This window comes from Mycobacterium sp. E796 (genome assembly GCF_001672815.1).
GTDB lineage: Bacteria > Actinomycetota > Actinomycetes > Mycobacteriales > Mycobacteriaceae > Mycobacterium.
This window is the reverse complement of record NZ_LZKK01000004.1, coordinates 1-26759: the sequence shown is the minus strand read 5'-3', so window position 1 is coordinate 26759 and position 26759 is coordinate 1. Positions and strand designations below refer to the sequence as shown.

Here is a 26759-nt window from a genome sequence, read left to right as displayed (position 1 = left end):
TCATGGCGGGATTGGCGACGCCCGACAGGGCATCACCAGCTATTCAACGAGAGATGATCCACACTGGCGCAATATGTTCCGTGCACTTCGACGGACGACAACCGTGGACAACGACCAACGGTGCACGCAACAGCGGCCCGTGGCGCGGGGGTATCAGGTCGGAGGAAGCCGAGTGAGACCGTCGAGCACGATTGTCCGGAACACCTGCTGCGCCCGGTCGTAGTCCGCGAGGTCAGGCGAGACTCTGCCCAAGCGGATGTATCCCTCGACCACCCCACGAAGCGCTAACACTTCGGCGTCGCCTACGCGTCGGCCCCCCAGCGAGTGCCAGAAGTCCATCAGTGGTGACGCCACTGTCGCCAGTGAATCCAGTTCGGGATGCGTACGCACGGCAGCCTCTACGTCGAGCAGGAGATCGACCAGATGCGGTTGTGTTCGGTAGACCTGATTAATGCCAGCCAGGACCGCATCGAAGTTCTCGGCCAAGGTCGCGCAGTTGTCCGCACCCGCCTTCCGCATCCGGTCCAGTAGCTCACTGACGCCATCGCGCACCACGGTGATGTAGAGGTCGGCTTTGTTCGCAAAGTAGTGATACATCGTTGGTGTCGAGACGCCAGCCGCCTTGAGTATGTCGCGATTGTTGGTTGCCGCATATCCGTTCTGCGCGAACTCCTTTGTCGCCGCTTGCAGCAGTGCGGTCCTGGCGTCGAACTGCCCCTGTGGAGGACGGCCGGCCTGCCGCCGGACGCTGCGGGAGATCGCGCGCTTGGGCGTCACCATGCCTCACCGCAGCGGGCACGGGCGTCCCCGAGGGAGACGGGATGCAATGTGCACCACACCGCGAACACTGCCACCGACGCCTCCTTCCGCTGTTGCACTCCCATCTAACCACCGCTACTGCGGCGGCACTCTGCATGCAACCACTGCGGCACCAGTGCACGCCTGGCGTAGGCAAACCCGCACGCACACAGCATGTTTTGACCGCCCGTCGTCGTACTGTCGATGCCGGGCAGCACGCGGGTGCGTTCGCAGTGGCGCCGCACTATTGCCTTAATACATCGCGGTCGCATCGCCCAAAGGTTCACGTCTGGGCCTCGAGAACTGGAAGCGCTCGGTGCGCTGGCGTTCCGCGGTCACCGCGATCGGGCGCGAGAAGTTACGCGTCCACGACTTGCGACACACCTACGCCTCGTTAGCGCGGCGAGCCGGTGCGGCCCTTCGCCTGCTCCAGTAAGCGATGGGCCACGCCTCCATCACCGTCACCGCCCATACGTACGCCGACCTGTTCGACGACGAGCTGGACAACATCGCCGCGGCGCTCGACTCTCTCAGCGGCTTTTAGCGCCCGTAGGACTCGCCGCCGCGACTGGGGCCACCGGGTGAGCGAACGACAGCGCTCGACCCCGATTTGGCACAGAAAGTTGGGCGATGCCGCACGACCGCGTTCTCGACTGTCGCGATTCGGGTGGCAAGCGATCCGAGAGTCGCCAACTACCCACGCACTCCTGTGACCACACGGCCTGATGGGACTTCATTCATCGCCGCTCGAGCAGGCGATCTTCCGCCGTACGGCCACTGCGCGAACTTGGCCGCATGAACGGGCCGAACGCCCGGCCATGCGTGGTGTCCCGTGATGCATTTGTGCCCGCTAGCTGCACTGATGTTGGTGGTCCCGGCTGGGATCGAACCAGCGACCTTCCGCGTGTGAAGCGGACGCTCTTCCACTGAGCCACGGGACCCGGCGCCGAGGGGCGAACGACGTCGAAGAGTAGCACGAATCGCAGAGCGCCGAACTCGCCGCGTGCGGCGGCGGCCGCGCTAGCCTAGAGCCGCAACGTAACCAAGAGATTTGTGCGTGCCCGCTCAGGTGGACTATCGTCGTCCTTCGCGACGGGCGACGATCTCGCCCGTTGCGCGCGGACGTAGCGCAGTTGGTAGCGCATCACCTTGCCAAGGTGAGGGTCGCGGGTTCGAATCCCGTCGTCCGCTCGAAGGTGCAAGTGGCATCAATCCCCAGCGGTGGAGTGGCCGAGTGGTGAGGCAACGGCCTGCAAAGCCGTGCACACGGGTTCGATTCCCGTCTCCACCTCCAAGTTTTGACCCCCCAAGGCGCGATTAGCTCAGCGGGAGAGCGCTTCCCTGACACGGAAGAGGTCACTGGTTCAATCCCAGTATCGCGCACCAGCATCATCGCAGCTTAATGGCGGTTTCTGCGTCGAATTTCTCAGAGTGCGGGCTATCTGCGGGCTAACCGTTTCGACCTCGGCGGGCTGGCGACCTACCCAGGCATAGCAGCATGAGTGACAACATCGCGGCGTGCAATGCGGCTGCCAGTCGACTCGACGCCGAACGAAACAGTTGATTGTTGGGGGGCCGAACTAGGGAGGCGTCACGCTACAACCCGTTGCTTGAGCGATGCGGTGCTGACCTCGGGCTGTTCCTATGGGACTCGGTTCAGCCCCCCAAGGGGTAAGCCTGACGCCCGGGCCGCAAGAGACGGCATTGTTTTCCGGAGTTAGTCGTTTTTCGGCCAGTCTCCGCCTGGTTCCTTCGCTCTCTGGCTGAGGCTGCTCAAATAACTTATTGCCATCTGCCGCAACCGCTGCGCGATTTGACGATCCTCTCGTGCGAACTCGCGGTGGCGAGCCGCGTGTTCCGAATATCTGTCCGCACCTGCGCGGTTTTCGGCTAATTTCTCGTAGGACCTGGCGGCTCGATCGTGACTGTCTGCCGATCTGTCGAAGCTGTCTGCCGCCGACTGCTGGGCGTCCCGCGCCCCGCGCCGTACTCTCGCGACTCGTTGAGCGTGGTGGGATGCTTCTTCGGGATATCCGCGCGGGCCAGGACTAGTCATCGATGCGATGTCGTTCGCTATCTGCCATCTCGCGCTCGATATCGGACTGCTCCCGCTGGGCAGTGGCTGCTAGGCGCGCCGACTGTTCGTCCATGCGTTCCAGGCGCTCGCGTTCGCGGTCTACCGCCGTGCCTTCGCGTTCGTCCGCGCGGCGCTCTCGTTCGTCTGCCAGCTGCTCGCGTTCGTTTGCGGTTCGCGCCCGCTCATCAGCGATCCGATCTCTCTCGTCAGCCAACCACTCGCGCCGTGCGAGTTGAGCCTCACGGTGCGCGAGCGCCGTCTCGCGCTCATCGAGTTCGGCAGCCAGGTGCTCGAGCTCTTCTGCCCTGCGATCAAGCTGACCGGCCTTGTCGGCAACGTGCTCACCCTCCACGATCCTGCCCTTCGCTCGTCGACTCGCCGGGGGCGCTCTCAGCCACTAACTTCGCATGCTCGCGCTGGCTCGCGGCCAGTTGCCGTTCGACTTCGGCCTGCTCGCGAAGCGCCGCCGCGTGCTGTCGTTGGACGCTTTGCTCCGCGCGCTCGCGGTCGCCAGGCGGGGAGTCATCCTCCAATTCGCTGACCTCTGCGACACGCTCGCGCTCGTCTGCGATTCGTTCGCGCTCGTCCGCCAAGGCTTCGCGCTCGTCTGCGATTCGTTCGCGCTCGTCCGCCAACGCTTCGCGCCGATTAGCGACGCCGACTCGCAACGCTACATAGCGTGCCAGGCGCTCGACTCCTTCGGTCAGTTTCTCTCTCTTGGCCGCAAGCGCCTCGCGTTCCCCTGCGAGATGTTCGCGTTCAACCGCAATGCCCTCGCGCTCTTCGGCGATCCGTTCGCGCTCAATTGCGACACTCTCGCGTTCGCGTGCGGCGCGTATGAGCGGCTCACTCATGGCACGGAAACACCGCTACGTTTCGGGCGGAGAAATTAGGCCGGGCAAGGTAGTCATGAACGGCATGAGCGGTCGAGGTGCGCCGCCGATGATCGTTTCGCCGAAAATCTCGTGCCAAAGCTGGTGATACGCGAACTCAACGCGAGGATCGTGTGGGGCGCTGGCGGTTGCCGGGCAGATCTGGTGCTCCCATTCGATCATCGGCTCAGCTTCCACTCTGAGATGCTTGAGCGCCAGGGTCAAAAGGCACCGCATCCGATTACACAGAGTATCGATTTCGAGACTTACACAAGGAAGCCCATCGGCCGGCGTCAAAGCGTTCTGGCAGTTTCGGTTGGTTTACTAGCTGCAGCTCGGCCAGCTCATCGCGGCGACCTCGACGGGCTGCGGTTCGGTGCGGCGGCGGGCCATCGGGCGCGATGTTTTCAGCAATGCGCAGCGGTTGTGAATTGGCCATGCGGTCTGTGTGAATCGGCTAGACGATCCGTGTGAATTGAAGCTTACGATCTGCTTCTCAACTCTGATGCCGTGGCGATTCGGGCCGTCGCTGTGTTTGGTTGGAGGTCGGGATGCCGTTTGTGATCGCGGCGCCGAAGATGATGACTGCGGCGGAGATTTGGCAACCATCGCCTCGAACGTCAACGCGGCCCACATGGTGGCGGCGGCCCTGACGACTTCGGTGTTACCCGCCGCCGGCGATGAGGAGTCGGTGGAGATAGCTCGCGTCTTCTCGGAGCACGGTGCCAGCCATCAGGCGCTGACCGGACAGGCAACGGCGTTCCAGGAGCAGTTTGTGCAGCACTTGACTGCTGGCGCGTTTTCCTATGCCGGCATCGAGGCCCGCCTCGCCCAGTTCCTTCCTGCAGAACTTGCCCGCGGACGCGAGCCTGATTGCCAACTTTATCGCCACCACCCCGCCCGAATGGCTGCTCCTCGGATTCGTTGGCCCCTTACTGGGATTCATAACGTCGCCCATTTGGCTTCCGATTGCCGGCATTGGATTGCTGATTTCCTATACCTTGTCGAGACGGGCGCTATCACGTTCTCGCCGATGACCTCCCCGCTGTGGCCCGGCATGATCATCTAGGGCAGACGGTTCCATGACCGGCGTCTTGGGCAAACGCAGCTCAAAGCGCCTTTTGTCAGAGCGCTTTCGTCAATCGGAAGCTCAAGGTATATGACTGTGGCGGATGGTCGCAGACGGGCTGCCTTTGGATGACTTGGACCGTGCCGGTCAGGGTGTTCGCATCCCAGGCGTAGTGCGCGCTCGCCGCGTCGCCTTCCGTCACACCGCCCCTACACACGATGTCCTCGGTGCTGTCGAGTGTCCATTGACCGTCCATCAACATCGCCCGGCCACTGACGCCCGCCGCCGGGCTCGACATGTCGGCACACCCGTCCCCGCATGGGGTGAAGTACCAATTCTCGGTAAATGTGCGGCCGCCCCCGGGATCGGTGGTGGTCTTCATGTAGTGGCCGCTCATCACCGGAGCGGCGGACGCGGGACCGGCGCCCGCGACAGCTACGGCGGCGAAGGTGGCTGCCGTGGCAACACCTCGGGCGCAACGAGCGCCCGCCACGTCAGCACCGGCCAGGCCGGCGGCCAGCACATCAGCCCACGACACGCGTTTAGCTTGACACCACCACGGCCTGCCGTGGCAGTCCAAGCATCAGCTGCTTACCCTCCTTCATGCAGGGCAGGAAATTAGCTGTCGCGGGCGCGGCGATAGTTCTCGCAGGTTGCGGCGGGTCAGGCGAGACAGCAACGACCGGTGACGGCCGCGGTGGAAATCACGAAAACGGTCACCGTGACCGCTCCATCGCCGCCGTTCGCCCCCAGGACCGTCATCGAGACCGACGGAACCTATCGCGTCGGCATCGACATCGTGGCAGGCACCTATCGCTCGGGCGGTCCCAGCCCCGAAGGAGGATCCGATTGCTATTGGGCGCGGCTGAGCAGTCTCGGTGCAACCCACATCATCGACAGCGACATCGGCACCGGTCCTCAGGTGGTGATGATCACGCCAACCGACAAGGCATTCCTGACGCGGAGCTGCCAAACCTGGCACAAGACAGACTGATTGGCTCTCGACGCGTCGCGACTACGGATTCTCCTCGATGACGCATGCCACAATCGTGGCGGCCGTCTGCTGGTCGAAACCCATCCGCGCCACCTTCTGAGCCTCCGCGTCGGGGGAAACGCCCGATTTGAGGTCCTGCTCGATAACTCCGGCGCGCTGGAAGTTTTGCGGGTCCGGTTCACTCAGCGGGAGTTGCTTGATGCCCGCGACGCAACGATTGAAACCGCTGATGTCGGCGTGAGCGGGCGACACCCCGAGCAGCGCGATAGCCGTGCCGACCGCGGCAGCGAAATAGGTGAAACGCATGCTCGCATCGTATCGCCGGGCATGCCGGAGGCAAAGGGCTAAGCGAATTGAATTGCAGCGCAATAGCTTAGAGCAATTCACGCCCGCTCGGCCTTCATGTCCATGTCGATCGTGCCCTGGCACGCGCCACTGAGGATCTCGGTGTGCATGACGCCGGAAAGCGATCCGTCGGGTTGGGGCGTGTAGCGCACGGTGGAGTGCGCCGGATTCCATTGGATGCTGGTGTCGGGCATCATGCAGTCCCACTGGAAATCGCTGACCTGCGTCCACGACGATCCGTCCCAGGTGAATTGGACCGGTTGCGGAACCGTCGGGTTGCTCGGCGGCGGCCCGCTGACGATGGTGGCGACGCACTTTCCGCCGGTACAGCTCGAACGGAACCCGTAGGTGTCGGTGTGCTGCACCTCGGGGTCACCGACCGCCATGCTGGTCCCGGACTTCGGGCCCACCATGAACGTGATCGCGTACGTGCCATTCCAGGACGCCGCGTCGGCGGACGCCGGTGGCGCAAGCGGCAGGGCGATCGCGAGCGCGGCGGCGCACAGCCCCACGAAGCAGCGCCGACCATTCGGGGCCATCGGCTCCTCCTCTCAGTCCGCGACAAATTTCGGAACTAGAGCGAAGTGCATGTACCCCATCTATACCCTTATTCCGCGCCGTCACCTAGACGCGTACGGGCAAAAAAGTTAGACGTCAGCTAATGCGCCGCTCAGCAGTGAGCGGCCCAGCATCGCTGCAGCGGGCAATAGGTCGCATGCGCGATTCTCACCATGGACCCGATTTCTCCGAACGTGACGTTTCTCGGGTCCAAGGTGGAGTGGATGTTTTGGGTGATCTGGTCGTACGTCCAACCCCACCCAAGATCGTCGCAGATGAGCCGCCCCATCGCGGTGAGGGCCTCGTCGTGGTCGGGCGGCCAGCTGAAGCCGGCGGCGCGCAGTTGAGAGAGGTACGCGTCGTCAGCGGGATCGGCGCTCGCGATCGCAGTGCCGGAAACCAGGACGGCGCCGGTCATGACGGGGATGGCCAGCGTGGCCAGCCAGCGAAGTGAGGACATTTGCTGCGCTCTCTTTCTCCTCGGCGTTGAGGGGGCCGTAGCAGAATAGAGACAGCCGGCAAAAAGCAGATTATGCGGAGCTGAATAGTCGGCTTTTCGGGCGATTATCTACGCAGCGTGCGGGTGACGCGGCAGCGCCTGCGCCGCAGCCTCATTCGCGTCGTATTGGCCGGACCACTCCGAACGAAGCTGGGTCACCGCGGCCGCGGGCGCGTCGTGTCGCTCGAAGCGGCGCTCGATCTTCCGGTAGATCCACGCGACCGCGCTCAGCATCCCGACCGCGGCGACCAGGACGGCGACGGCGTCGCCGAAGGCGATCAGGAGGATGATGCCGCCGAAGATCCAGAACGCGGCGCCCTCCAGGTCGCGGGTCCCGTGGTGTCCGTAGATCGTGGTCGTGATGTGCCGCATGTCCGCCTCGCTCCGATTCGGGTCGTCGTCTGATGAGACAACCGTCCCGTGCAACACCGGAGCGACGGCTGGGCTGCCCGAATCCGCGGCAATCGTGACCGACGTCACGGGGCGGATCACCCGATGGCGCGACGCCTATTCGTCGCCTTCGTCGTCGTGGTCCGCCTCGACGTCATCGTCGTCGTCGTCTTCGTAGTCCTCGTCGTCTTCGTCGTCGTCGAAGACGTCGAGCTCCAGGTCGAGGGGGTCGTCGCTGTAAGGGTCGACCACGTACTGCTGCCAGTAGCCCGGGGAGAAGTAGATTTTGTCGGCGTGGTCGGCGTCGTCGCCGACCTCGACCATCAGGATTCCGTCTTTGATGTCGTAGCCGAATGCGTTGGGGTATTGGACACCGCCGTCGGCGGTTCGGATGTGAACGTCATATGCCACGCGCGGAAGTCTACGGAGTTGGTGGCGGTGACGGCGGGCCAGGCGGCGGGGGTTGCGACGGCGGCGGCGGTTGCGGACAGTCGGGTTGGTAGATCCACACGCCGCCCGTGCGCGTCCACGTGATCCCGCAGCCCAGCGGCACCGCCCCGGGTGCGGCAGCCGGCGCAAGAAGGGCGGCCATCAGTCCGGCCGCCAAGGCCAGCTTCACCCCCATTTATCCAGCGTGGGATAGGCGGCGGCTAGGCGCAACTCGTGGCGGTGCCTTCCAGCAGATCGGCGGCGCGGGCGACGCTTTGGACCGACGTGGTCATCCGGGCGGCGACGTCACGGGCGCCCACGGCGTAGTCCGGGGCGAGAACAGACCGTAGGTCGGCGACCAGCGTTTCCCGGCTCGTCATCGAAAGCTGGCGCGCGACACCGACTTTCAGCCTTTCGATGCCGGCCGCCCACAGCGGCTGGTCGAGCCAGAGCCACAGGACCACCGCCGGGATTCCGGCCCGCAGGCCCGCCGCCGTCACACCGGCGCCGCCGTGGTGCACGACGGCGCGGCACGCCGGCAGCACGACCGCATGGTTCACCGCGTCCACGATCTTGACGTGATCGGAGCGCGGCAAATCGGCAAAGTCGTTGGGGCCGCTGCAAATCAGCGCCCGCTCCCCCAGCTGCGCGCAGGCCGCGACGATCATGGCGACAAGCTCCGCCGGAGCCGAGACCGGCGTGCTGCCCAGGCCGAAGCAGATCGGCGGTGTCCCCGCGGCGATCCACTCCACCACCTCGTCGTCGGCCGGAGCCGGCAACTCGAGCGTCAGCGCGCCGACGAAGGGCCGCCGGCCGTCCGGCTCGACCCAGTCGGCCGCCGGGCCGGGCAGGCAGAGCTCGTCGTAGGCCTGGATCTCCAGCGACGGCGGTGAGGTCCCCTCCGGCAACCCCAGCTCGCGGCGCTGGGCCGCCGCGATGTCCTTGACCATGTTCGAATACAGCACCCCGGTGGAGAACACCCGCGTCGGGAAGAGATGCAGCGCGGCCAGCGGAATGCCGCGATGCTCCGCGACGGTGGCGGCCAGCTCCTGCTCGTTGAAGCCGGCCACCAGCAGGTCGGCGTCGGTCGCGAGCGCCGTCAGCGTGGCGGCTTTGTCCGCCCAAACCCGGGTGAGTTGCTCCATGACCTCGGGCAACGCGGCGAACGGGTTGTCGACGCGGCGGACGAAATTGGCGGCCGAGTCCATCCGCTCCCGCGTGTCCGGTCCGTAGGCGACCGCGGTCAGCCCCGCCGACTCGACGAAGCCGACCTTGTCGGGCGACACCGCCGTGCGGACGTCATGGCCCCGGCGCTGCAGCTCGCGGCCCGCCGCCACGCAGGGCTCGACATCGCCCCGGCTTCCGTAGCCCACCACCACGACCTTCACGGACGGAACCTAACGCACGCCGTGGACAGCAAGCTCGTAGCCTTGGCGGTATGCACGTAATCAACGGAGTCCGCGACCCGGCGGCGAGCTTCCCCCTGGAGATCCTGGCCGACGATGCGGGCGAGCGCCGCCAGGCCAACCGCGCCGTCGCCGTCAGCGCGGTCGGATTGGCGCTGACCGGCCTCGTCGAACTGGCCATCGCGCTGGTGTCCGGATCGGTGGCGCTGCTCGGCGACGCGCTGCACAACCTGTCGGACGTTTCGACCAGCGCGCTGGTGTTCGTCGGTTTCCGGGCGTCACGCAAACTGCCCACCGAGCGCTATCCCTATGGCTACGAACGCGCCGAGGACCTCGCCGGCATCGGTGTGGCCCTGGTGATTTGGGGCAGCGCCGCGGTCGCCGGCTTCGAAAGCGTCACGAAGCTGCTCCGCCACGGCGGGACCGGGCACCTGGGCTGGGGCATCGCCGCCGCCGCGGTGGGCATCGCGGGCAATCAGCTGGTGGCCCGCTACAAGCTGGCGGTGGGCCGGCGGATCCGGTCGGCGACCATGGTGGCCGACGCCAAGCATTCCTGGCTCGACGCGTTGTCCTCGGCCGGCGCGATGCTGGGGCTGATCGGCGTGGCGCTCGGCTGGGGCTGGGCGGACGCGGTCGCCGGGATCGTCGTCACGGCGTTCATCTGCCACGTCGGCTGGGAGGTGACCACCGACATCGCGCACCGGCTGCTCGACGGCGTCGACCCGGAAATCATCACGACCGCCGAGACCGCGGCCACCGCGGTTCCGGGCGTCATGCACGCCCACGCCCGGGCCCGCTGGACCGGGCGCACCCTGCGGGTCGAGGTGGAAGGCTTCCTCGACCCGAAAACCCCACTCGCCGAGGCCGATCGGATCGGTCGCAGCGTGGCCGCGGCGCTGACGCCACAGATCCCCGAGATGCACAGCTTCAGCTGGATCGCGCGGGCTGCCTAAACGCGTTGCGCCGGAAACGATTCGACGACCTTGATCAGTTCGTCGGGCGCTTCCCAGTTCAGCAGGTGTCCCGCGTCGGGCACGGTGACGAGCCGCGCGCCGGGAATGCCCTCGGCGAGCCGGCGCGAATGACTCGTCGGCGTCGTGCGATCCGCGGAGCCGACCATCACGGCTGTCGGTACCGCGATCTCGCCCAGCCGCGGGTAGCGATCCTCCTGTGAGAAGGCCCGAACAATCGGCAGCAGCGGCCCGTGTTCGTCCAGGTGTTGGTTGAAGAAGTCGATGAACACCGAGACCATCGCCGGTGACGGGCGCGCGCCGCACTGCGCGGCACCGAACAGCGTCCCAATGGTCTGGTTGCGCATCAGCCGTTGCAGGACACCGTATTCCAGCAGCGGGATCTGCAGCCGGTTCTGCGGCGCCCCGTCCAGGATGCGGCCCGCCCAGGTGGCGAACAGCACCAGCCCGCGCAGCCGCGGCGCCACGTCGGCGTGGTCGAGCACGGCGCGGATGGTGACGAATCCGCCCATCGAGTGCCCGACGAGGACGCCGTCGCGCACGTCGAAGTGCTGCAGGACCGCGGCGAGGTCGGCCGCCATGGGTTCCGATCCGATGCCCTCGGAGCCGAGCGTGGAGCGCCCGTGGCCGCGCTGGTCGAACGCGATGACGCGAAATCCTCTGGCCTGCAGCTCATCCCAGACGAAATTCCATTCGAGGACCCGCGCGGTGTAGCCATGGACGAGGACCACCGGCGGGCCCTGCCCCGCGACCAGCGCGTGCAGCACAGTCCCGTCGGGCCGGGTGATCCGGACGGGCTCGCCGTCCTGCTCGGCGAGCAGCCGTTCGCGCGGAAACGGATCCGGGTTGCGCGCTATCCGCGCGGCCATCGCCCGCGCGGCGCCCCAACCCAACACACCGGCCGCACCGAGCGTGGCCAGACCCCTTCTCACGACGGCCGGGTGGCGCAGCAGTCGGGCGGCCCGCTCTTGATCGCGGCATCCTGCTTCTTGGCGAGATCGAGAACGAAGTCCGATTGCAGCGGATCGTTGGGCCCGCTCTCGAACTCGAGGACCGCGAAGACTTTGCCCTCGGTGAACATCACGATCGCCTTCGACTTGGCGCCGTCCGGCGACGGCCCCACCGCGATCTGGCCGCCCGTCCCCACGTCGGCCGGCGACGGCGCCGCCTTCACGCTCAGCTCCTGAATGCCCTTGGCGCTCTGGTCGAGCGCCTGCGACGCGGCTGCGGCGTCGGGATAGACATAGATCGTGTCGTCGACCTTGCGGGTGCCGGCCTGGTTCATGAACACGCCCTCGGTTCCCGCGGGGTTGGGCACGGGCAAGGTCTGAGACAGGGTGAAGGTGTCGCCCGGCACGACGATGTCGGTCGGCTTGATCAGCAGGTTGCTGTAGTCGGAAGGCTGGGCGGTCGGGCTGCTCGATGTCGGCACGGCGGAGGTCGACGTCGCGGACGACGTGGTGGACGAGGGGGCTGACGACGGGCCGGACGACTTGTTGCCGCCACAGCCGGTCGCCGCGACGCCGACCACCAACGCGCTCGCGGCCAGGCCGGCCGCCATCACCGATACCTTCATTCCCATTGGCTCCTCACGATGTTTGCCGATCTCTCGCGCAACATAGCCGATGCCAAGCCGGTTCGTGCAGCGGAACGTCCAAGATCCCGGCAATCCGTGCGAGACTCCGCACATGACTTCACTCGACACACCGACGGCCCACCCCGCGGAGACGATGCAGGAACTCGTCCTGGCCGCCTGGATCTCGCAGGGCATCACCGCGGTCGCCGACCTCCGAGTCGCCGACGCGCTGGCCGCCGGACCGCTGCCCCTCGACGAATTGGCCACCGCGGTCGGGGCCGATCCCGACGCGCTGGGCAGGCTGCTGCGCGCCCTGATCACCAAGGGCATCTTCGCGCGACGCGACGACGGCCGTTACGAGCTGACGTCGCTGGCCGAGCAGTTGCGCTCGGACGTGCCGGCCTCGATGGCCGCGATGGCGCGGTTCGTCGGATCCCGCCAGCACCGCGAGCATTGGAGCCTGCTGACCGACGCGATCAGGACGGGCAGGTCCGGCGTTCCGGCGTTGCGCGGCAAGGACTTTTTCGACTACCTGGGCGACGAGCCGGAGTTCGCGCAGATCTTCAACGATGCCATGACGGGCCTGTCGGGCTTGTCGATCGGTCCCGTCGTCGACGCCTACGACTTCACCCGGTTCGGCACCATCGTCGACGTCGCCGGCGGCCACGGCCGGCTGCTCGCCGCGATCCTGGCCTCGGCCCCTTCCGCCCAGGGGGTGCTGTACGACCTGCCGGAGGTGATCGCGGGGGCCTCGGCTTTGTTGCGGGAAAACGATGTCGCAGAACGGGTCCGGCTCGCCGAGGGCTCGTTCTTCGACGGCGTGCCGGCCGGCGGGGATGCCTACGTGCTCAAGCACATCATCCACGACTGGGACGACGAGCCGTCCGTGCGGATCCTGCGCAACGTGCGGTCGGCCGCCGCCCCCGGGGCCACGTTGCTGCTCGTCGAGACGGTCATCCCCGAAGACGACAGCGCATCGGTAGCCAAGTGGGTGGACATGGAAATGCTCGTCATCAACGACGGCCGAGAACGCACCGCCGGCGAGTACCGCCGCCTGTTCGACGAGGCCGGCTTCGCGATGACCGGCGTCATCGACACCGCGTCGCGGTTCAGCATCATCGAGGGCCGCGCGGTTTAACCGGGGCTAGTCACCGACCGCGCCCTCGGGCTTGGGGCCGCGCCCCTCGCCGGTGATGTACTTGGGGCAGTAGGCGCCGAGCGCGATCACCGTGAACTTGGCGGCGCCGTTGCCGGTGAACCCGTTGCGCTGCTGAAGGTTTCCGATGATTTCGTCCTCGGTCGAGCCGGTGTCCTCCAGCTGGCACAGCGTCTTGGCGGCCGAAATCGCGGTGTTCGGGTCCTGATAGGTAATGCCGGCGAACTTGAGCGCGGACAGGAAGTCGGCGTCGGTGGCCGGATCGGCGGCGGGGGCCGGATCGGTGGCGGGGTCGGGGTCGGCGTGCGCCGGCGCGGCCAGACCGAGCACGGTGACCACGGTTGCTATCCCCCACAGCAGTCTCATGACGCCGCCATCGTGCCAGACTCGCGCCGTTCCCGCATCCCCGACCACCTAGCGGTGCCGGAATCGCTCGCGCAGTTGGGGATCGTTTTCCCACCACAATCCCGACGGCGCGGCGCTCTCGGTTTCGGTCGCTTCGGCCGCGTCCAGCTCTGCGTCCACAACGGCCGCGTGCGTCTTCTCATCCCGGGACAGCGCACGCATCAGCAGCAGCACGAACGGCCACCCGACCAGGTCCCCGAGAATCCACAGCACGCCCGCGCCGATCGTCTGGTCGAGCCGCTGATCGGGCCCCCACGACCGGTGCAATTCCGCGTAGTACGCCGCGCCGATCAACGAGCCCTGCCAGATGACCAACCCGAGCACCCCGTCACCCAGGGCCTCGACGACGGTGATCAGCAACGAGATGGCCTGGGAGTACCTGCGGGGAACGGGATCCGCCTGCAGCCGGGCGTAGAAGTAGCCAAAACCGATCGCCACCAACAGGATTCGGGTGGGCGCGCCTATCCATTCGTTCTCGAGCGACTCCGTGTACCAGGGCGTCAGGTAGAGCAGCCAGGGGGTGCCCAGCATCGCCAGCGATGTGGTCAGCGGATGCGCGAGCACCCGCGCGAACCGAGTCGCCAGCAGCCGGTCGAGGCGGTCGCGCCCGGTTTGGCCGAACGCGTCTCGCAGCACGGTGACCGGCTTGGCCTGCGCGATGAAGAACGGCACGACGTAGAGCAACAGCAGGACCTGCAGCGCACGCATCCAGAACAGGGCGTAAGCGTAGACGCCGATCGCGCTCATCGTCGCCAGCGCCCACAGCGCCGCGCCCGCCCCGAAGCAGCCGGCCTGCGGCGGTCGGACCGATCGCGCGCGCCGGTAACACCAGGCATATACGGCGGCCACCAGCACGATCGCCGCGCCGGAGGCCCAGTCCAGCTGCCAGCTCTGCACCAGGGCGGACCACGTCAGCGGTCCAGGATCGACGCGCATGGCCTATCAGCCTATTGCCGCCCGCCCGCCTGCCGGCGCCCCGCCCGTCCTGAACGCCTTCTTGCTGGGGCTGCGGGTGGTTTCCCGGCGCTCGCGTGTAGATTGGTTGGTAAGCCGTTCGTATTGAGCACCGCCACCGCCGACATTTTCTGTGGAGATGAGCAGCTCACGAATCGATCGCCCGAACCAATTGAGGAACCCTGCATAGATGAATTCGTCTGATCTGTTTTCACATCGCTACGAGCCCGAAGTCGTGTCCGAGACCGCTCGCGACTCGGAACCGGTGCAACTTCCAACTTTCTCCGACCGACCCAACAGAGATTCCCAGGCGACGACGCCACCGTCGTGAATCGCTTGACCGGGACGCGGCGCCGCGCTTGGCCGCGACCGAGGGTCGACTGTCAGGCGACAGGGGGGACAGATGAGACGAGAGGTCGCCGCTGAGCTCGAGGTCGAGATCACCGCGCCGACGACCTTGGAATTCCAGATCGCCGTTGCACCGCATCCCAACACCGAGGTATCCGAGTCGATGTCATTTGTGTTGGACGGAAAGCCTCTGCAACCGTTGGAGATCAGCGGTGTGCACGGCAACCGCATCCACAAGATGGTCGTCCCCGTGGGTGACCTCAAGGTCGACTACGCGGCGACGATCGTTGGGCAAACCGACCCGGCACCGGTGACAGAGTACGACCTATCGATGTACCTGCGTCCGAGCCGCTACGCCGAGTGCGACAAGTTCTTCGGTTTCGCCGCAACCGAATTCGGCAGGTACATCGATTCGGCGACCCTGTTGGAGAAGGTTTCCTCTTGGGTCGGCGGCCGGCTGAACTATGTACCAGGCTCGAGTGACCCCATCGATGGCGCGGCGGATACCTTGCTCTCGGGTGCCGGTGTATGTCGAGACTTCGCGCATCTCGTGGTGGCGCTGTTACGGGCCGTCAAGGTGCCGGCCCGCGTTGTTTCCGTGTATGCGCCCGGCTTGTACCCGATGGACTTTCATGCGGTAGCCGAGGCGTTCGTCGACGGACATTGGCGAGTGGTCGACAGCACTCTCTTGGCGCCGAGGCAGAGCCTCGTGCGCATCGCCACTGGCCGCGATGCCGCCGACATCGCCTTTCTCGACAACCACAACGGCGCGATCACACTGGGCAAACTGGTGGTGACCGCCTTCGTTGACGGTGACTTGCCCAGGGACTCGATCGACCAGCTGGTGTCGATCCGCTGAAGCCGGTGGACGAGACGCGGGCAATTCAGCTGACGAGGCCCAGCGCGTGGGCGCGCCGCAGCTTGCCCGACGGGGTTTTGGGGATCATCCCGGGCTGCAGCACCGCCACGTTTCGGGGGCGGACGTCGACCTCGGCGAACACCTCGTGCGCCACCTGGCGCTCGATGCGGCGCACTTGCGCCTGGTCGTCGTACTCCTTGGATTCCACCGCCACCGCGAACGTCTCGCGCGATTGCCCGGCGTCGAGTCGCACCGCGACCGAACAGCCCGGCCGCACGCCGGCGACCCGGCAGGCGGCACGCTCGATGTCGGTCGGGTAGATGTTGCGGCCAGCCATGATGATCACGTCCTTGAGCCGCCCGCACACCACGACATTGCCGTCCTCGGTGAGATAGCCCAGGTCGCCGGTGTCATACCAGCCCCGCTCATCCTGCGCGGCGATGAACCCGGCCGCCGTGGTGTAGCCATTGGTCACCGGTTCACCGCGCACCTCGATGACGCCCACGCCGCGCGGCGGCAGCACGCCCCCTTCCTCGTCGAGGACGCGCAGCTCCAAGCCCTCGAGCGGCCGGCCGAGTGAGACGAGTCGGCGGGTATGTCCCCTGCTCGCGGGGACCGCGCGGTGCAGGACGGCCAGCAGGTCGGCGTCCACCTCGTCGACGAGCATGCCGCCACCGCACGCGGAGAACGACACCGCAACTGTCGTCTCGGCCATGCCGTAGGCGGGGATGATCGCCTCGGGTTTCAACCCGAACGGCGCCCCGGCCTCGCAGAGGTCCTCGACGTCGAGCGGGTCCACCTGTTCCGCGCCCGACAGCGCCCACCGCAGCGAGGACAGGTCGAAGTCCCCGGGTGTGGCCTGTCTGCGCAACCGCTTGGCCAACAGGTTGTACGCGAAATTCGGCGCGGCGGTCATGGTGCCCTTGTATTTGTCAATCAGCTTGGCCCACAACAACGTATCGCGCAGGAAGTCCATCGCCGTGACCTTCACCAGCTCGGCGCCGACGTACATCGGCACCGTCAGATAGCCCGTCATGCCCATGTCGTGGAAGCACGGCAGCCAGCTCACGATCACGTCGGTATCGAGGTCGAAGTCGCAGCCGGCCATCATCGCTTTCGCGTTGGCGACGATGTTGGCGTGCGTGATCTGAACCGCCTTGGGCGATCCCGTCGAGCCCGATGTCAACTGCATCAGCGCCACGTCGTCGTCGCAGGTGTCGACGGGCCCGACCGGGGCGTTCGCGAGCAGCGTCTCGACGGTGAGCACCGTCGTACCGAGACCCGACAGCACCGGCACGGCGGCCATGAACGGCTCCGAGATGACAACGGCTTTCGCCGACAGCATGTCGATGACGCCGGTTGTCTCCTCGGCCCAGCGCGCCAGGTCGGTGCGCGGGGTGGGCTGATGCAACATGGTCACGCTGGCGCCGCGCATCCAGATGCCTTGCGCGGTGGGCGCGATCTCGACCGGTGCGCCCGCGAGCACGGCGACAGCGTCGCCCGGCCCGATGCCCGCCGCCGCCAGCCCACCCGCCACCCGACGAGCCCGCGCGTGCACTTCTGCCCAGGTATGCCGGGCGGGCGCCTGCGGCTCGCCGGTGACCATCCCCTTGGGGCTCGACCGCGCGTTTTCGTACATCGTCTCGGTAAATCGGCTCACGGCGATCCTTTGGCTTAGGTGTTTGCGGGCGCGCTAGGAGTTTTGGAAGCCGCGGGAGTGCTAAAACCCTTCGTATTCAGCCCAGATGGCATGTCAGACGTGCTGACTGTATCGGGCCAATGCCCTGCGCACCGCGGAGCGCGCGGAATTCGGTACAGATCGTGACAATTGGGGCCGAACCGGCGACGGCTACGCCGCCGGCCGGCTCAGCCGCAACGAGTCGGGCAGCGCTCCGACCTGCCGGCGCTCCGGGGCTTCCCAGATGTCGCCGGCCAGAACGCCGGGCAGCCCGGCCTCGCTGGCGATGAAGACGGGATGGGCGCCACGCAGGGACTGACGGTGGAAGTCGCGCACCGTTGCGAACGCCCACTTGCTCAGCAGGGAGATTGCGACCAGGTTGGCGATGGCCATCAGCGCCATCGTCAGGTCGGCGAGCGCCCACACCAGCTTGAGCTGCGACATCGCGCCGAACACGATCGCCCCCAGCGTCACGACCTTCAGCGCGTTGGTGGCCAGGTGCCGGCCGCCCAGGAAGAACAGGTTGGCCTCGGCGCAGACGTAATTGCTGAGCACCGAGGCGAATCCGAACACGAAGACCACGGCCGTCATCACCACGGTGGTCCACGACCCGAGGCCGGCGGCGATCGCCGACTGGGTCAGGCTGGCGCCCGCGATCGAGCCGGTGTGGGCCGGATCGTAGACGCCGGGACCCGCCATGAGCACGATGAACGCCGTCGCCGTGCAGATCACCATGGTGTCGACGAAGACGGCGAGCGACTGAATCAGACCCTGCTCCACCGGATGTGACACGGTCGCGGCGCCGGCGATGTTGGGCGAACTACCCATCCCCGCCTCGCAGGCGAACAGGCCGCGCTTGACCCCGGTCAGCATGGCCGTCGCGATGCCGCCGGCGAATCCGCCCGCCAGCTGCCTGATTCCGAATGCGCCGCCGACGATCTCCTCGAGGACGGCGGGCAGCGCGGAGATGTTGACGGCCACGATCGCCAGGGCCAGCAACGCGTACGTCAGCGCGGCGACCGGAATGACCCACTCCGCGAATTTGGCGACGCTGCGCACCCCGCCGAAGAGCACCGCCACCGCCAGCACGGCCAGACCCGTTGTCGTCCAACCGATGTCGACGCCGTGCGACGATTTCAGCACGCCGCTGATGGCGTTGGTCTCCACCATGTTGAACGCGGTCGAGAACGTGACGACGAGCAGCACGGCGAACAAGACGCCGCCCGCCCGTGAGCGCAGGCCGCGCCGGATGTAGAACGCGGGGCCACCCCGGAAGGCGCCGTCGTCCGAACGGACCTTGAAGACCTGGGCCAGGGTCGCCTCTATCAGCGCCGTGGCCATGCCGACCCCGGCCACCACCCACATCCAAAAGATGGCGCCCGGCCCGCCCACGGTGAGCGCGATCGCGACGCCAGCGATGTTTCCGGTGCCCACCCGGGACGCGAGGCCGACGCAGAAGGCCTGAAAAGACGAGATCCCACCGTCTTGGCGGTGGGATCTGCGGAGCTGGCGAAGCATGCGCCCGAAGTACCGGATCTGAATGAATCGGGTGCGCACCGTGAAGTAGATGCCGACGCCGATGAGCAGGTAAACGAGGACATGACAACTCAGGGCATTGCTCAGCGGGTCGATCACCCGTGCCTGAACGAAGTCCAAATCCATCCCCCACCTGGGCCGCTGCTCGCAGCAGACTAAGCACGAAATGTTGACGTCAGGTTTCGTTAACCCGCCGTTGGCCGGCGTGTTTGTAAAAATCCAGTGACGCTACGAGGCGCCGTCGACCTTCCCGCCACTGGCGGCCAGGGTTTGCGGGCAATACACGTTGGCCGCGATCGCGGTGAACCGGGCCGCGTTGTCCCCGTGCAGCCCGGGGTTCTGGGCCTGGATCGTCTTGACGACGTCCACCATCTGCGTCCCCCTGCTCACCGCGTCGCACACCCATTTCCCGGCACCGATTGCCGGTCCCGGGTCGGGGAAGGTGATGCCGGCCGCGCGCAGCGAGGTGAGGAAGCTGTCGTCGGTGTAGTCCGCCCGCGCGGGCGCGGCCATGCCGACCAGGGCGGCAAGGCTCGTCAACGTGAGAATCAACGGTTTCACGGCCCCCTGATCGTGCCAGAGGCGACGGACGGCCGCACCCAAAACGGGGCGTCAACTTGAGGTTGACAATCTCGCATTCGTCAACCTACCGTTGACGGCATGTCCGAACCGACCCCGATCGCCTACCCCGTCCGCCTCGACGAGCTCATCAACGCCATCAAACGGGTGCACCCGGACGTGCTGGACCAGCTCGCCGACGCCGTCCTGGCCGCTGAGCACCTCGGCGAGGTCGCCGACCACCTGATCGGGCACTTCGTCGACCAGGCCCGCCGCTCGGGAGCCTCCTGGACCGACATCGGCAAGAGCATGGGCGTCACCAAGCAGGCCGCCCAAAAGCGGTTCGTCCCCCGCGCCGAGCCCACCACGCTGGACCCCGAGCAAGGCTTCGGGCGGTTCACGCCCCGGGCGCGCAGCGCGGTGGTGGCGGCCCAGAACGCCGCGCACGAGGCCGGCAACAGCGAGATCACCCCCGACCACCTGCTACTCGGCCTGCTCACCGACCCGGCCGCGCTGGCGACGGTGCTGCTGAAGAAGCAGAAGGTGGACCCCGACACGATCCGGGCGGCCGTCAGCCTGCCCCCGGCGGCCGGCGAACCCCCCGAGCTCATCCCGTTCAGCGGCCCGGCGCGCAAGGCGCTGGAGCTGACCTTCCGCGAGGCACTTCGCCTGGGCCACAACTACATCGGCACCGAACACCTGCTGCTGGCGCTGCTCGAACTCGAGGACGGTGCGGGGCCACTGCACCGGTGCGGCGTCGACAAGGAGCGCGTCGAGACGGATTTGGTCGATGCGCTCGAATCGCTGAGCGCCGGGAGCGACCCCTCCCCTTCGCCGTAGCGCCTGTGCAATCATGCGAGGATGCGCCGCTGGCTGATTGCCTTGTCCACACTGATCGTCGCGATCGCGAACGTCCCCGCGCCGCGCGCGTGGGCGGGTGACGCGCCGATCGGTCACCTCGGCGACACCCTGCGGGTGGACACCGGCAAGTACATCGCCGACGTCACCGTCAGCAGCGTGGCCCCATGCGACCCGCCCCCGGGATTCGGCTACACCCGCGAGGGCGTTCCGATCAAAAGCTTCCCGGGCAGCACCGTCGACCGCGCCGATGTGACGATTCGCGCGGTCCAGGTGCCCAATCCGTTCATCATGGCGACCGAGTTCAGCTTCGACGGCGTGACCCCGTTCGCCGACGCCTACAAGCCGCGGGCCTCCGACGCGCCCGACGCGCTGGACAACGTCCTCGTCAATGCGCCGAACGGGGCGATCGTGCGCGGCGCGGTGTATTGGGACGCCTACCGCGACCCGGTCTCCACCGTGGTCCTGCTGGACAAGAAGACGGGCTATCACCTCGCCCAATGGAATCTGTGATCCGCGGGGAATCTCTGACGCTCGCGACGGGTTCGGTTGACGCCGGGGACCTGGCTGCCGTTGCTGCGCAAACCTTTCCGCTGGCCTGCCCGCCCGCGACGGCCCCTGACGACATCGCGTCGTTCATCAACGCCAACCTGTCGGCGGAGCGCTTCGCGGAATACCTGGCCGATCCGGATCGCGCGGTCATCACCGCCGCGCGGGGCGGCCGAATCATCGGCTACGCCATGGTGATTCGTGACGGCACCGACTCCGCCGAGCTGTCGAAGATCTACGTGCTGCCCGAACACCACGGCACCGGGGCGGCGGCGGCGCTGATGGAGCTCAGCGTGGCGACCGCCGAAAAGTGGGGCGCGCACCGCGTCTGGCTGGGCGTCAACCAGGCAAACCAACGCGCGCAACGCTTTTACGCCAAGCACGGCTTTACGGTCAACGGCACCAGGACCTTTCGGGTGGGCGCCCGCCTCGAGAACGACTACCTCATGGTTCGCGACCTTGGGTCAGCGCCACCAGCCGCGACGTAGCCCGCAGATATTTCTTTCGATAGCCACCGGCCAGCATCTCCTCGCTGAACACGGTGTCCAGCCGCGCGCCGGAGGCGACAACCGGGATGCCGGCGTCGTAAAGCCGGTCGGTCAACGACACCAGCCTCAGGGCCACGTTCTGGTCGTCGATGCCGTGCACGCCGGTCAGGAACACCGCCGTCACGCCCTCGATCAACGTCAGATACCGCGACGGGTGCATGGTGGCCAGATGCGCGCACAGCGCGTCGAAATCGTCCAGCGTCGCCCCCTCGACGGTCGCGGCGCGCGCGACGACCTCCTCGTCCGACAGCGGCTGCGGCGCCGGTGGCAGCCCGCGATGCCGGTAGTCGGGCCCCTCGATCCGCACCGTGGTGAAAATGCTTGCCAGCGTGTTGATCTCGCGCAGGAAGTCCTGCGCGGCGAAGCGGCCCTCGCCGAGCTGCTCGGGCAGGGTGTTCGAGGTGGCCGCCACCGACACCCCCCGCTCCACCAACGAGGAGAGCAGCCGCGAGATCAGGGTGGTGTTGCCGGGATCGTCGAGCTCGAACTCGTCGATGCACACCGCCGTGTAACCGGCCAGCATGTCGATGCATTCGACGTAGCCGAACACCCCGGCGAGCTGGGTGAGCTCGCCAAAGGTGGCGAACGCCTTGGGTGTTGGCGGCTGCGGCCCTTCCCCCGGCAGTTGATAGTAGGCCGAGGCGAGCAGGTGCGTCTTGCCCACGCCGAAGCCGCCGTCGAGATACAGCCCGACGCCGGGCAGCACGGCGCGCTTGCCCAACAGTTTTCGGCGGCCGGCCCGCCGCTCCACGGCCTCCCGGCAGAAGTCCTGGCAGGCCGCGACGGCGGCCGCCTGGCTCGGTTCCCCCGGATCGGGCCGATACGACGCGAAGCTCACGTCCGCGAACGTTGGCGGCGGCCGCAATTGGGCGATCAATCGCTCCGGCGACACGGTCGGATGCCGATCCACCAGATGCCCCACGCGGCCCCCGTGCATGCAGGAACTGTAGCGGCGTGCTGCAATCAAGCTCATGCCAGAGACCCGGTTGACGCTGCTCGGGTCGACGCGGGAAATCGACGACGCCGAACTCGCCCGCCTCTACGGCTATCCGGACATCGACGGCACGTGCGTGCGGGCGAATTTCATCACAAGCGTGGACGGCGGCGCCACCGCCGACGGCAGCAGCGGCACCATGGGCGGGCCCGGCGACCGGCAGATCTTCAACCTGCTGCGCGAACTGGCCGACGTGATCGTGGTCGGCGCGGGCACGGTGCGCATCGAGGGCTATTCCGGCGCGCACCTGGCCGTCGCGCAGCGACAGGGGCGGCAGACCCGCGGGCAAAGCGAGGTCCCGCAGCTGGCGATCGTCACCAAGTCGGGCCGCCTCGACCGCGACATGGCGGTGTTCACCCGCACCGAGGTGCCGCCCCTGGTGATCACCTGCGCGGCGGCGGCCGCGGAGACGAGCCGGCGACTCGGTGACCTGTGCGAGGTGCTCGACTGCTCCGGCGGCGATCCCGGTGTTGTCGACGAAGCCGCCCTGCTGGCGGCCCTGGCGGCGCGCGGCATGCGCCGCGTGCTGACCGAGGGCGGCCCGATGCTGCTCGGCGCGTTCGTCGACCGCGACCTGCTCGACGAGCTGTGCCTGACCATCGCGCCCTACCTGGTCGGCGGGCTGGCCCGGCGCATCGCGACGGGCCCGGGCCAGGTGCTGACCCGCATGTGCCGCGCCCACCTGCTCACCGACGACGCCGGCTACCTATACGCCCGTTACGTCCGGGGCTGAAAAGTCGAAGCTACTGTGGTCGGCATGAGTCGGCATATCGCGTCCGCCACAATCCTGGTGGCGGTGAGCGCGCTAGTCGCCGGCTGCGTCCCCGGCCTGGGCGCGGACCCGCGCTTCGCCACCGATTCCGGCGCCCGACCGCAGGGTGCGGCCACCTCGAAACCCCCGCCGGCCGGTCCCCCGCCGATCGCCGCACCCAAGAACGACCTGTCCTGGCGTGACTGCACGGCGAAGGTGTTCGGCGACGCGGCTGTCCCCGCGGCACCCGGCGTGCAGCTGGACTGCGCGAACTACGACGCCGACCTCGACCCGACGGGCGGCGGGTCGGGAACGCTGAGCATCGGCGTGGTCCGCGCGCGCTCGGACAAGACGCCGCACGACGCCGGGCCGCTCGTCTTCACCACGGGCTCGGACCTGCCGTCGTCGACGCAGCTGCCGGCCTGGCTCGCCCGGGGCGGCGCCGACGTGCTGCAAACCCACCCGATCGTGGCCGTCGACCGCCGTGGCATCGGCATGTCGAGCCCCATCGACTGCCGCGACCAGCTCGACCGCCAGGCCATGCGCGACCAGGCGCAGTTCCAGGCCGGCGACGACCCGGTCGCCAACCTGTCCGACATCTCCAACACCGCCACCACCAACTGCACCGACGCCATCGCCCCGGGCTCCTCGGCGTACGACAACTCGCACGCCGCCTCCGACATCGAGCGCCTGCGCAGCCTGTGGGACGTGCCGGCGGTCGCGCTGGTCGGGATCGGCAATGGCGCCCAGGTGGCGCTGGCCTATGCCGCGTCGCGGCCCGACCGGGTCGCCCGGCTGATCCTCGACTCCCCAATTGCGTTGGGCGTCAACGCCGAAGCCGCCGCCGAGCAACAGGTCAGGGGCCAGCAGGCCGCGCTCGACGCGTTCGCCGCGCAGTGCGTCGCCGTCAACTGCCCGCTGGGCCCGGACCCCAAGGGCGCCATCAGCGCGATGCTGGCCGACGCCCGCGCGGGCAAGGGGCCCGGCGGCGCGCCGGTGTCCGCGGTGGCCACCGCCATCGCCGTCGCGTTGGGCTTCCCCTCCGGCGGACGCGTCGGCGCCACCCAGAGCCTGGCCGGCGCGCTGGCGGCCGCCCGCTCCGGGGACGCCAACCAGCTGAACAACCTCATCGCCCACGCGTACGCCCTCACCGACTCGGACGGCCAGTTCGTCAACTCCTGCAGCGATTCCATCAACCGGCCGACCCCCGACCGGGTGCGCGAACTCGTGGTGGCGTGGGCGAAGCTGTATCCCCAGTTCGGCACCGTGGCAGCGCTGAACTTGGTGAAATGCGTGCACTGGCCCACGATTCCGCCGCCCGCGGCGCCCAAGGACCTCAAGGTCGACGTCCTGCTGGCGGGCGTGCAGAACGACCCGATCGTCGGCAACGAGGGGGCCGCCGCGACCGCGGCGATGATCATCAACGCCAACGCGGCGAGCAAGCGGGTGATGTGGCAGGGCATCGGCCACGGCGCCAGCATCTATTCGCCCTGCGCCGTCGCGCCGTTGATCGGCTATCTCAACAGCGGCAAACTGCCCGGGACCGACACCTACTGTCCCGCCTGATACTTTGCGCTTCGTGACGGCAGCTGACTCGACCCGAACCGGCCTGCGCGATTCGCTGCTGGCCGCGTTCCGTCCCCGCACCAGCGCACCGAGCACCGCGGCGGTCGTGCGGTCGGTGTTGTGGCCGTTGGCCATCATGTCGGTGCTGCACCGCAGCATCATCCTCACGCTCAACGGCAACATCACCGACGATTTCAAGCCGGTCTATCGGGCGGTGCTGAACTTCCGGCGCGGCTGGGACATCTACAACGAGCACTTCGACTACGTCGACCCGCACTACCTGTATCCGCCCGGCGGCACGTTGTTGATGGCGCCCTTCGGATACCTGTCCTTCACGCCGTCGCGGTATCTGTTCATCGGAATCAACACCGTCGCGATCCTGCTCGCCTGGTACCTGCTGCTGCGGCTGTTCAAATTCACGCTGTCCTCGGTGGCCGCGCCCGCCCTGCTGCTGGCCATGTTCTGCACGGAAAGCGTGACGAGCACGCTGGTGTTCACCAACATCAACGGCTGCGTGCTGCTGGCCGAGGTGCTTTTCCTGCGGTGGCTGCTGGACGGCCGGGTGGGCCATCAGTGGTGGGCGGGAGCGGTCATCGGGCTCACGCTGACGCTGAAACCCGTGCTGGGACCGCTGCTGTTGCTGCCGCTGCTGAACCGCCAGTGGCGGACGCTGGTGCCCGCGATCGTGGTTCCGGTCGTCATCAACGCGGCCGCGTGGCCGTTGGTCAGCGACCCGATGGACTTCGTCACCCGCACGCTTCCCTACATCGGCGGCGTCCGGGACTACTTCAACAGCTCGATCGAGGGCAACGGGGTGTACTTCGGGCTGCCCACCTGGCTGATCGTGTTCCTGCGGGTCCTGTTCACGCTGCTCGCGATCGGCGCGCTGTGGCTGCTGTACCGCTACTACCGCACCCGGGACCCGCTGTTCTGGTACACCAGCTCCTCGGGCGTGCTGCTGCTGTGGTCGTGGCTGGTGCTGCCGCTGGCCCAGGGCTACTACTCGATGATGCTGTTCCCCTTCTTGATGACGGTGGTGCTGCAGAACTCGCTGATCCGCAATTGGCCGGCGTGGCTGGGTGTGTACGGGTTCCTGGCGCTGGACGACTGGCTGATCTACCAACACATGCGGTACGGCCGCGCGCTGCACTACCTGAAGATCACCTACGGCTGGTCGCTGCTGCTGATCGTGGTGTTCACGGTGCTCTACTTCCGTTACCTGGACGCCAAGGCCGAAAACCGGCTGGACGAGGGCATCGATCCTTCTTGGCTGTCCGTTGACCACGAGCGCGACGCGGTGATCGCAAGCGCGGCGGAGCCGGGCGCAGCGGGTCACCGCCATTCGAGCTAGCGTGGACGCATGACTTCCCCCAAGCTGCAGCTGACCGACGACGAGTGGCGGCAGAAGCTGACGCCCGAAGAGTTCCACGTGCTGCGTCAGGCCGGCACCGAGCGGCCGTTCACCGGTGAATACACCGACACCAAGACCGAAGGCATCTACCAGTGTCGGGCGTGCGGCGCCGAATTGTTCCGCAGCACAGAGAAATTCGAGTCGCACTGCGGCTGGCCGTCGTTCTTCGACCCGGCGAACTCCGACGCGGTGATCCTGCGGCCCGACCATTCGATGGGGACGACGCGCACCGAGGTGCTGTGCGCGAACTGCCACAGCCACCTGGGCCATGTGTTCGCCGGCGAGGGCTATCCGACGCCGACCGATCAGCGGTACTGCATCAACTCGATCTCGCTGCGCCTGGTGCCGGCGGGCGCGTAGCGCGTTCTCCGTTGGCGGGATGTGCCGACGTGCCCGCCTCAGAGCGACAACGTTATTGGCCGCGCGGTAGCCCGCGCGGCACCCCCGCGAGTTGTCGCTCTGAGGCGGGCAGAAAGCCAACCCCGACCGTCCGGTGACAAAAGTGACGGGTGAGGCGTCAACCCCTGGCCGGCGAACACATGGCCCAGGTGGCTGTGGCAGTTCGCGCACAGCACCTCGGTGCGCGTCGTCCCCATCGAATGGT

General features: G+C 67.3%; 33 protein-coding genes and 4 tRNA genes. 16 read left to right on the top strand and 21 right to left on the bottom strand.

The window, feature by feature from the left end:
- Positions 1 to 153: 153 nt before the first annotated feature.
- Together A5706_RS00285 and A5706_RS00280 are read right to left on the bottom strand one after the other, a co-directional pair.
- On the bottom strand, positions 154 to 780 hold the full coding sequence (locus tag A5706_RS00285; protein ID WP_068125913.1) for a TetR/AcrR family transcriptional regulator: 627 nt from the start codon (positions 778 to 780) through the stop codon (positions 154 to 156).
- Between the two features lie 884 nt (positions 781 to 1664).
- Positions 1665 to 1739 (bottom strand) — tRNA-Val (locus A5706_RS00280).
- Between the two features lie 177 nt (positions 1740 to 1916).
- Between A5706_RS00280 and A5706_RS00275 the strand changes: the two genes are divergently transcribed.
- From A5706_RS00275 to A5706_RS00265, 3 genes are all read left to right on the top strand, one after another.
- Positions 1917 to 1989: transfer RNA gene (locus A5706_RS00275), tRNA-Gly, on the top strand.
- A 29-nt stretch (positions 1990 to 2018) separates the two neighbouring features.
- Positions 2019 to 2092: transfer RNA gene (locus tag A5706_RS00270), tRNA-Cys, on the top strand.
- A gap of 17 nt (positions 2093 to 2109) precedes the next feature.
- A tRNA-Val gene (locus A5706_RS00265) sits at positions 2110 to 2184 on the top strand.
- A gap of 662 nt (positions 2185 to 2846) precedes the next feature.
- Here the strand turns inward: A5706_RS00265 and A5706_RS00260 are convergent.
- Complete coding sequence (locus A5706_RS00260; RefSeq protein ID WP_068125911.1) at positions 2847 to 3227, bottom strand: hypothetical protein; 381 nt, start codon at positions 3225 to 3227, stop codon at positions 2847 to 2849.
- Between the two features lie 55 nt (positions 3228 to 3282).
- Here A5706_RS00260 and A5706_RS00255 point away from each other — a divergent pair, with 55 nt between their 5' ends.
- Positions 3283 to 3768 (top strand): hypothetical protein, encoded by a 486-nt coding sequence (locus A5706_RS00255; protein ID WP_068125910.1) that lies wholly within the window; start codon positions 3283 to 3285, stop codon positions 3766 to 3768.
- Here the strand turns inward: A5706_RS00255 and A5706_RS00250 are convergent.
- Complete coding sequence (locus tag A5706_RS00250; RefSeq protein ID WP_156766869.1) at positions 3745 to 3972, bottom strand: hypothetical protein; 228 nt, start codon at positions 3970 to 3972, stop codon at positions 3745 to 3747. The genes A5706_RS00255 and A5706_RS00250 overlap by 24 nt on opposite strands.
- Positions 3973 to 4222: 250 nt before the next feature.
- On the opposite strand from A5706_RS00250, the gene A5706_RS00245 reads away from it, so the two are divergent.
- Entirely contained in the window at positions 4223 to 4816 is a 594-nt protein-coding gene (locus A5706_RS00245; protein WP_231984891.1) for a PE family protein, read from the top strand.
- 55 nt (positions 4817 to 4871) lie between these two features.
- Here A5706_RS00245 and A5706_RS00240 read toward each other — a convergent pair whose 3' ends face one another.
- The gene (locus A5706_RS00240) at positions 4872 to 5354 is read right to left on the bottom strand and encodes a hypothetical protein (RefSeq protein ID WP_156766868.1); all 483 of its coding nucleotides are present in this window, start codon (positions 5352 to 5354) and stop codon (positions 4872 to 4874) included.
- 147 nt (positions 5355 to 5501) lie between these two features.
- On the opposite strand from A5706_RS00240, the gene A5706_RS00235 reads away from it, so the two are divergent.
- Positions 5502 to 5810, top strand: coding sequence for a hypothetical protein (locus A5706_RS00235; RefSeq protein WP_231984889.1), 309 nt, complete (start codon positions 5502 to 5504; stop codon positions 5808 to 5810).
- 21 nt (positions 5811 to 5831) lie between these two features.
- Here A5706_RS00235 and A5706_RS00230 read toward each other — a convergent pair whose 3' ends face one another.
- The 7 genes from A5706_RS00230 to A5706_RS00205 form a co-directional block, all read right to left on the bottom strand.
- Positions 5832 to 6116: a hypothetical protein gene (locus tag A5706_RS00230; RefSeq protein ID WP_068125903.1), complete on the bottom strand. Its 285-nt coding sequence runs from the start codon at positions 6114 to 6116 to the stop codon at positions 5832 to 5834.
- A 77-nt stretch (positions 6117 to 6193) separates the two neighbouring features.
- On the bottom strand, positions 6194 to 6694 hold the full coding sequence (locus A5706_RS00225; RefSeq protein WP_068125902.1) for a hypothetical protein: 501 nt from the start codon (positions 6692 to 6694) through the stop codon (positions 6194 to 6196).
- Positions 6695 to 6825: 131 nt separating this feature from the next.
- On the bottom strand, positions 6826 to 7173 hold the full coding sequence (locus tag A5706_RS00220) for a DUF732 domain-containing protein (RefSeq protein WP_068125901.1): 348 nt from the start codon (positions 7171 to 7173) through the stop codon (positions 6826 to 6828).
- A gap of 108 nt (positions 7174 to 7281) precedes the next feature.
- Positions 7282 to 7584 carry a hypothetical protein gene (locus A5706_RS00215; protein WP_231984888.1) on the bottom strand — a complete coding sequence of 101 codons (303 nt, stop codon included), beginning with the start codon at positions 7582 to 7584 and terminating at the stop codon, positions 7282 to 7284.
- A 135-nt stretch (positions 7585 to 7719) separates the two neighbouring features.
- The gene (locus tag A5706_RS00210; RefSeq protein WP_068125898.1) at positions 7720 to 8013 is read right to left on the bottom strand and encodes a hypothetical protein; all 294 of its coding nucleotides are present in this window, start codon (positions 8011 to 8013) and stop codon (positions 7720 to 7722) included.
- Between the two features lie 10 nt (positions 8014 to 8023).
- A complete protein-coding gene (locus A5706_RS32750) occupies positions 8024 to 8227 on the bottom strand; it encodes a hypothetical protein (RefSeq protein WP_156766867.1) in 204 nt (67 codons plus the stop codon).
- Between the two features lie 25 nt (positions 8228 to 8252).
- Complete coding sequence (locus A5706_RS00205; RefSeq protein ID WP_068125896.1) at positions 8253 to 9419, bottom strand: glycosyltransferase; 1167 nt, start codon at positions 9417 to 9419, stop codon at positions 8253 to 8255.
- A gap of 50 nt (positions 9420 to 9469) precedes the next feature.
- Here A5706_RS00205 and A5706_RS00200 point away from each other — a divergent pair, with 50 nt between their 5' ends.
- Positions 9470 to 10390 carry a cation diffusion facilitator family transporter gene (locus tag A5706_RS00200; RefSeq protein WP_068125894.1) on the top strand — a complete coding sequence of 307 codons (921 nt, stop codon included), beginning with the start codon at positions 9470 to 9472 and terminating at the stop codon, positions 10388 to 10390.
- Here A5706_RS00200 and A5706_RS00195 read toward each other — a convergent pair.
- Positions 10387 to 11340, bottom strand: coding sequence for an alpha/beta fold hydrolase (locus A5706_RS00195; RefSeq protein ID WP_068125892.1), 954 nt, complete (start codon positions 11338 to 11340; stop codon positions 10387 to 10389). The two genes, A5706_RS00200 and A5706_RS00195, sit on opposite strands and share 4 nt — an antisense overlap.
- Positions 11337 to 11969, bottom strand: a complete 633-nt coding sequence (locus A5706_RS00190; RefSeq protein WP_231984886.1) for a hypothetical protein — start codon at positions 11967 to 11969, stop codon at positions 11337 to 11339. The genes A5706_RS00195 and A5706_RS00190 overlap by 4 nt, the downstream gene beginning before the upstream one ends.
- A 127-nt stretch (positions 11970 to 12096) precedes the next feature.
- Between A5706_RS00190 and A5706_RS00185 the strand changes: the two genes are divergently transcribed.
- Complete coding sequence (locus tag A5706_RS00185) at positions 12097 to 13122, top strand: methyltransferase (protein WP_156766866.1); 1026 nt, start codon at positions 12097 to 12099, stop codon at positions 13120 to 13122.
- 6 nt (positions 13123 to 13128) lie between these two features.
- Here A5706_RS00185 and A5706_RS00180 read toward each other — a convergent pair whose 3' ends face one another.
- Both A5706_RS00180 and A5706_RS00175 read right to left on the bottom strand, forming a co-directional pair.
- Positions 13129 to 13506: a DUF732 domain-containing protein gene (locus A5706_RS00180; protein ID WP_068125942.1), complete on the bottom strand. Its 378-nt coding sequence runs from the start codon at positions 13504 to 13506 to the stop codon at positions 13129 to 13131.
- A 48-nt stretch (positions 13507 to 13554) separates the two neighbouring features.
- A complete protein-coding gene (locus tag A5706_RS00175; protein ID WP_068125889.1) occupies positions 13555 to 14481 on the bottom strand; it encodes a cytochrome c oxidase assembly protein in 927 nt (308 codons plus the stop codon).
- 421 nt (positions 14482 to 14902) lie between these two features.
- Here A5706_RS00175 and A5706_RS00170 point away from each other — a divergent pair, with 421 nt between their 5' ends.
- A complete protein-coding gene (locus A5706_RS00170) occupies positions 14903 to 15706 on the top strand; it encodes a transglutaminase family protein (RefSeq protein ID WP_068125885.1) in 804 nt (267 codons plus the stop codon).
- Between the two features lie 25 nt (positions 15707 to 15731).
- Here A5706_RS00170 and A5706_RS00165 read toward each other — a convergent pair whose 3' ends face one another.
- The 3 genes from A5706_RS00165 to A5706_RS00155 form a co-directional block, all read right to left on the bottom strand.
- Positions 15732 to 17366, bottom strand: coding sequence for a fatty acyl-AMP ligase (locus tag A5706_RS00165; RefSeq protein ID WP_068125883.1), 1635 nt, complete (start codon positions 17364 to 17366; stop codon positions 15732 to 15734).
- Positions 17367 to 17555: 189 nt separating this feature from the next.
- Positions 17556 to 19046 carry a sodium:alanine symporter family protein gene (locus A5706_RS00160; protein WP_068125881.1) on the bottom strand — a complete coding sequence of 497 codons (1491 nt, stop codon included), beginning with the start codon at positions 19044 to 19046 and terminating at the stop codon, positions 17556 to 17558.
- 102 nt (positions 19047 to 19148) lie between these two features.
- A complete protein-coding gene (locus A5706_RS00155; protein ID WP_082964094.1) occupies positions 19149 to 19481 on the bottom strand; it encodes a DUF732 domain-containing protein in 333 nt (110 codons plus the stop codon).
- Between the two features lie 99 nt (positions 19482 to 19580).
- Here A5706_RS00155 and A5706_RS00150 point away from each other — a divergent pair, with 99 nt between their 5' ends.
- Genes A5706_RS00150 through A5706_RS00140 form a run of 3 tightly spaced genes read left to right on the top strand, consistent with a single transcriptional unit; the run spans position 19581 to position 21373 of the window.
- Positions 19581 to 20318, top strand: coding sequence for a Clp protease N-terminal domain-containing protein (locus A5706_RS00150; protein ID WP_068125878.1), 738 nt, complete (start codon positions 19581 to 19583; stop codon positions 20316 to 20318).
- A gap of 21 nt (positions 20319 to 20339) precedes the next feature.
- A complete protein-coding gene (locus tag A5706_RS00145) occupies positions 20340 to 20849 on the top strand; it encodes a hypothetical protein (protein ID WP_068125873.1) in 510 nt (169 codons plus the stop codon).
- On the top strand, positions 20837 to 21373 hold the full coding sequence (locus A5706_RS00140; protein ID WP_068125872.1) for an N-acetyltransferase: 537 nt from the start codon (positions 20837 to 20839) through the stop codon (positions 21371 to 21373). Before A5706_RS00145 ends, A5706_RS00140 begins: the two co-directional genes overlap by 13 nt.
- Here A5706_RS00140 and zapE read toward each other — a convergent pair.
- Positions 21330 to 22406 (bottom strand): cell division protein ZapE, encoded by a 1077-nt coding sequence (gene zapE / locus A5706_RS00135; RefSeq protein ID WP_068125871.1) that lies wholly within the window; start codon positions 22404 to 22406, stop codon positions 21330 to 21332. The two genes, A5706_RS00140 and zapE, sit on opposite strands and share 44 nt — an antisense overlap.
- Here zapE and A5706_RS00130 point away from each other — a divergent pair.
- From A5706_RS00130 to msrB, 4 genes are read left to right on the top strand one after another with little or no spacing between them, the layout of a single operon-like run.
- Positions 22405 to 23160 (top strand): pyrimidine reductase family protein, encoded by a 756-nt coding sequence (locus tag A5706_RS00130; RefSeq protein WP_068125869.1) that lies wholly within the window; start codon positions 22405 to 22407, stop codon positions 23158 to 23160. The genes zapE and A5706_RS00130 overlap by 2 nt on opposite strands.
- Before the next feature lie 24 nt (positions 23161 to 23184).
- Entirely contained in the window at positions 23185 to 24744 is a 1560-nt protein-coding gene (locus A5706_RS00125; protein WP_068125937.1) for an alpha/beta hydrolase, read from the top strand.
- 13 nt (positions 24745 to 24757) lie between these two features.
- Complete coding sequence (aftC, locus tag A5706_RS00120) at positions 24758 to 26095, top strand: arabinofuranan 3-O-arabinosyltransferase (protein WP_231984884.1); 1338 nt, start codon at positions 24758 to 24760, stop codon at positions 26093 to 26095.
- A gap of 9 nt (positions 26096 to 26104) precedes the next feature.
- On the top strand, positions 26105 to 26515 hold the full coding sequence (msrB, locus tag A5706_RS00115) for a peptide-methionine (R)-S-oxide reductase MsrB (RefSeq protein ID WP_068125865.1): 411 nt from the start codon (positions 26105 to 26107) through the stop codon (positions 26513 to 26515).
- Positions 26516 to 26553: 38 nt separating this feature from the next.
- On the opposite strand, the gene A5706_RS31860 is transcribed toward msrB, so the two are convergent.
- The coding region (locus tag A5706_RS31860; protein WP_197517711.1) for a peptide-methionine (R)-S-oxide reductase at positions 26554 to 26759 on the bottom strand (206 nt) is incomplete at its 5' end.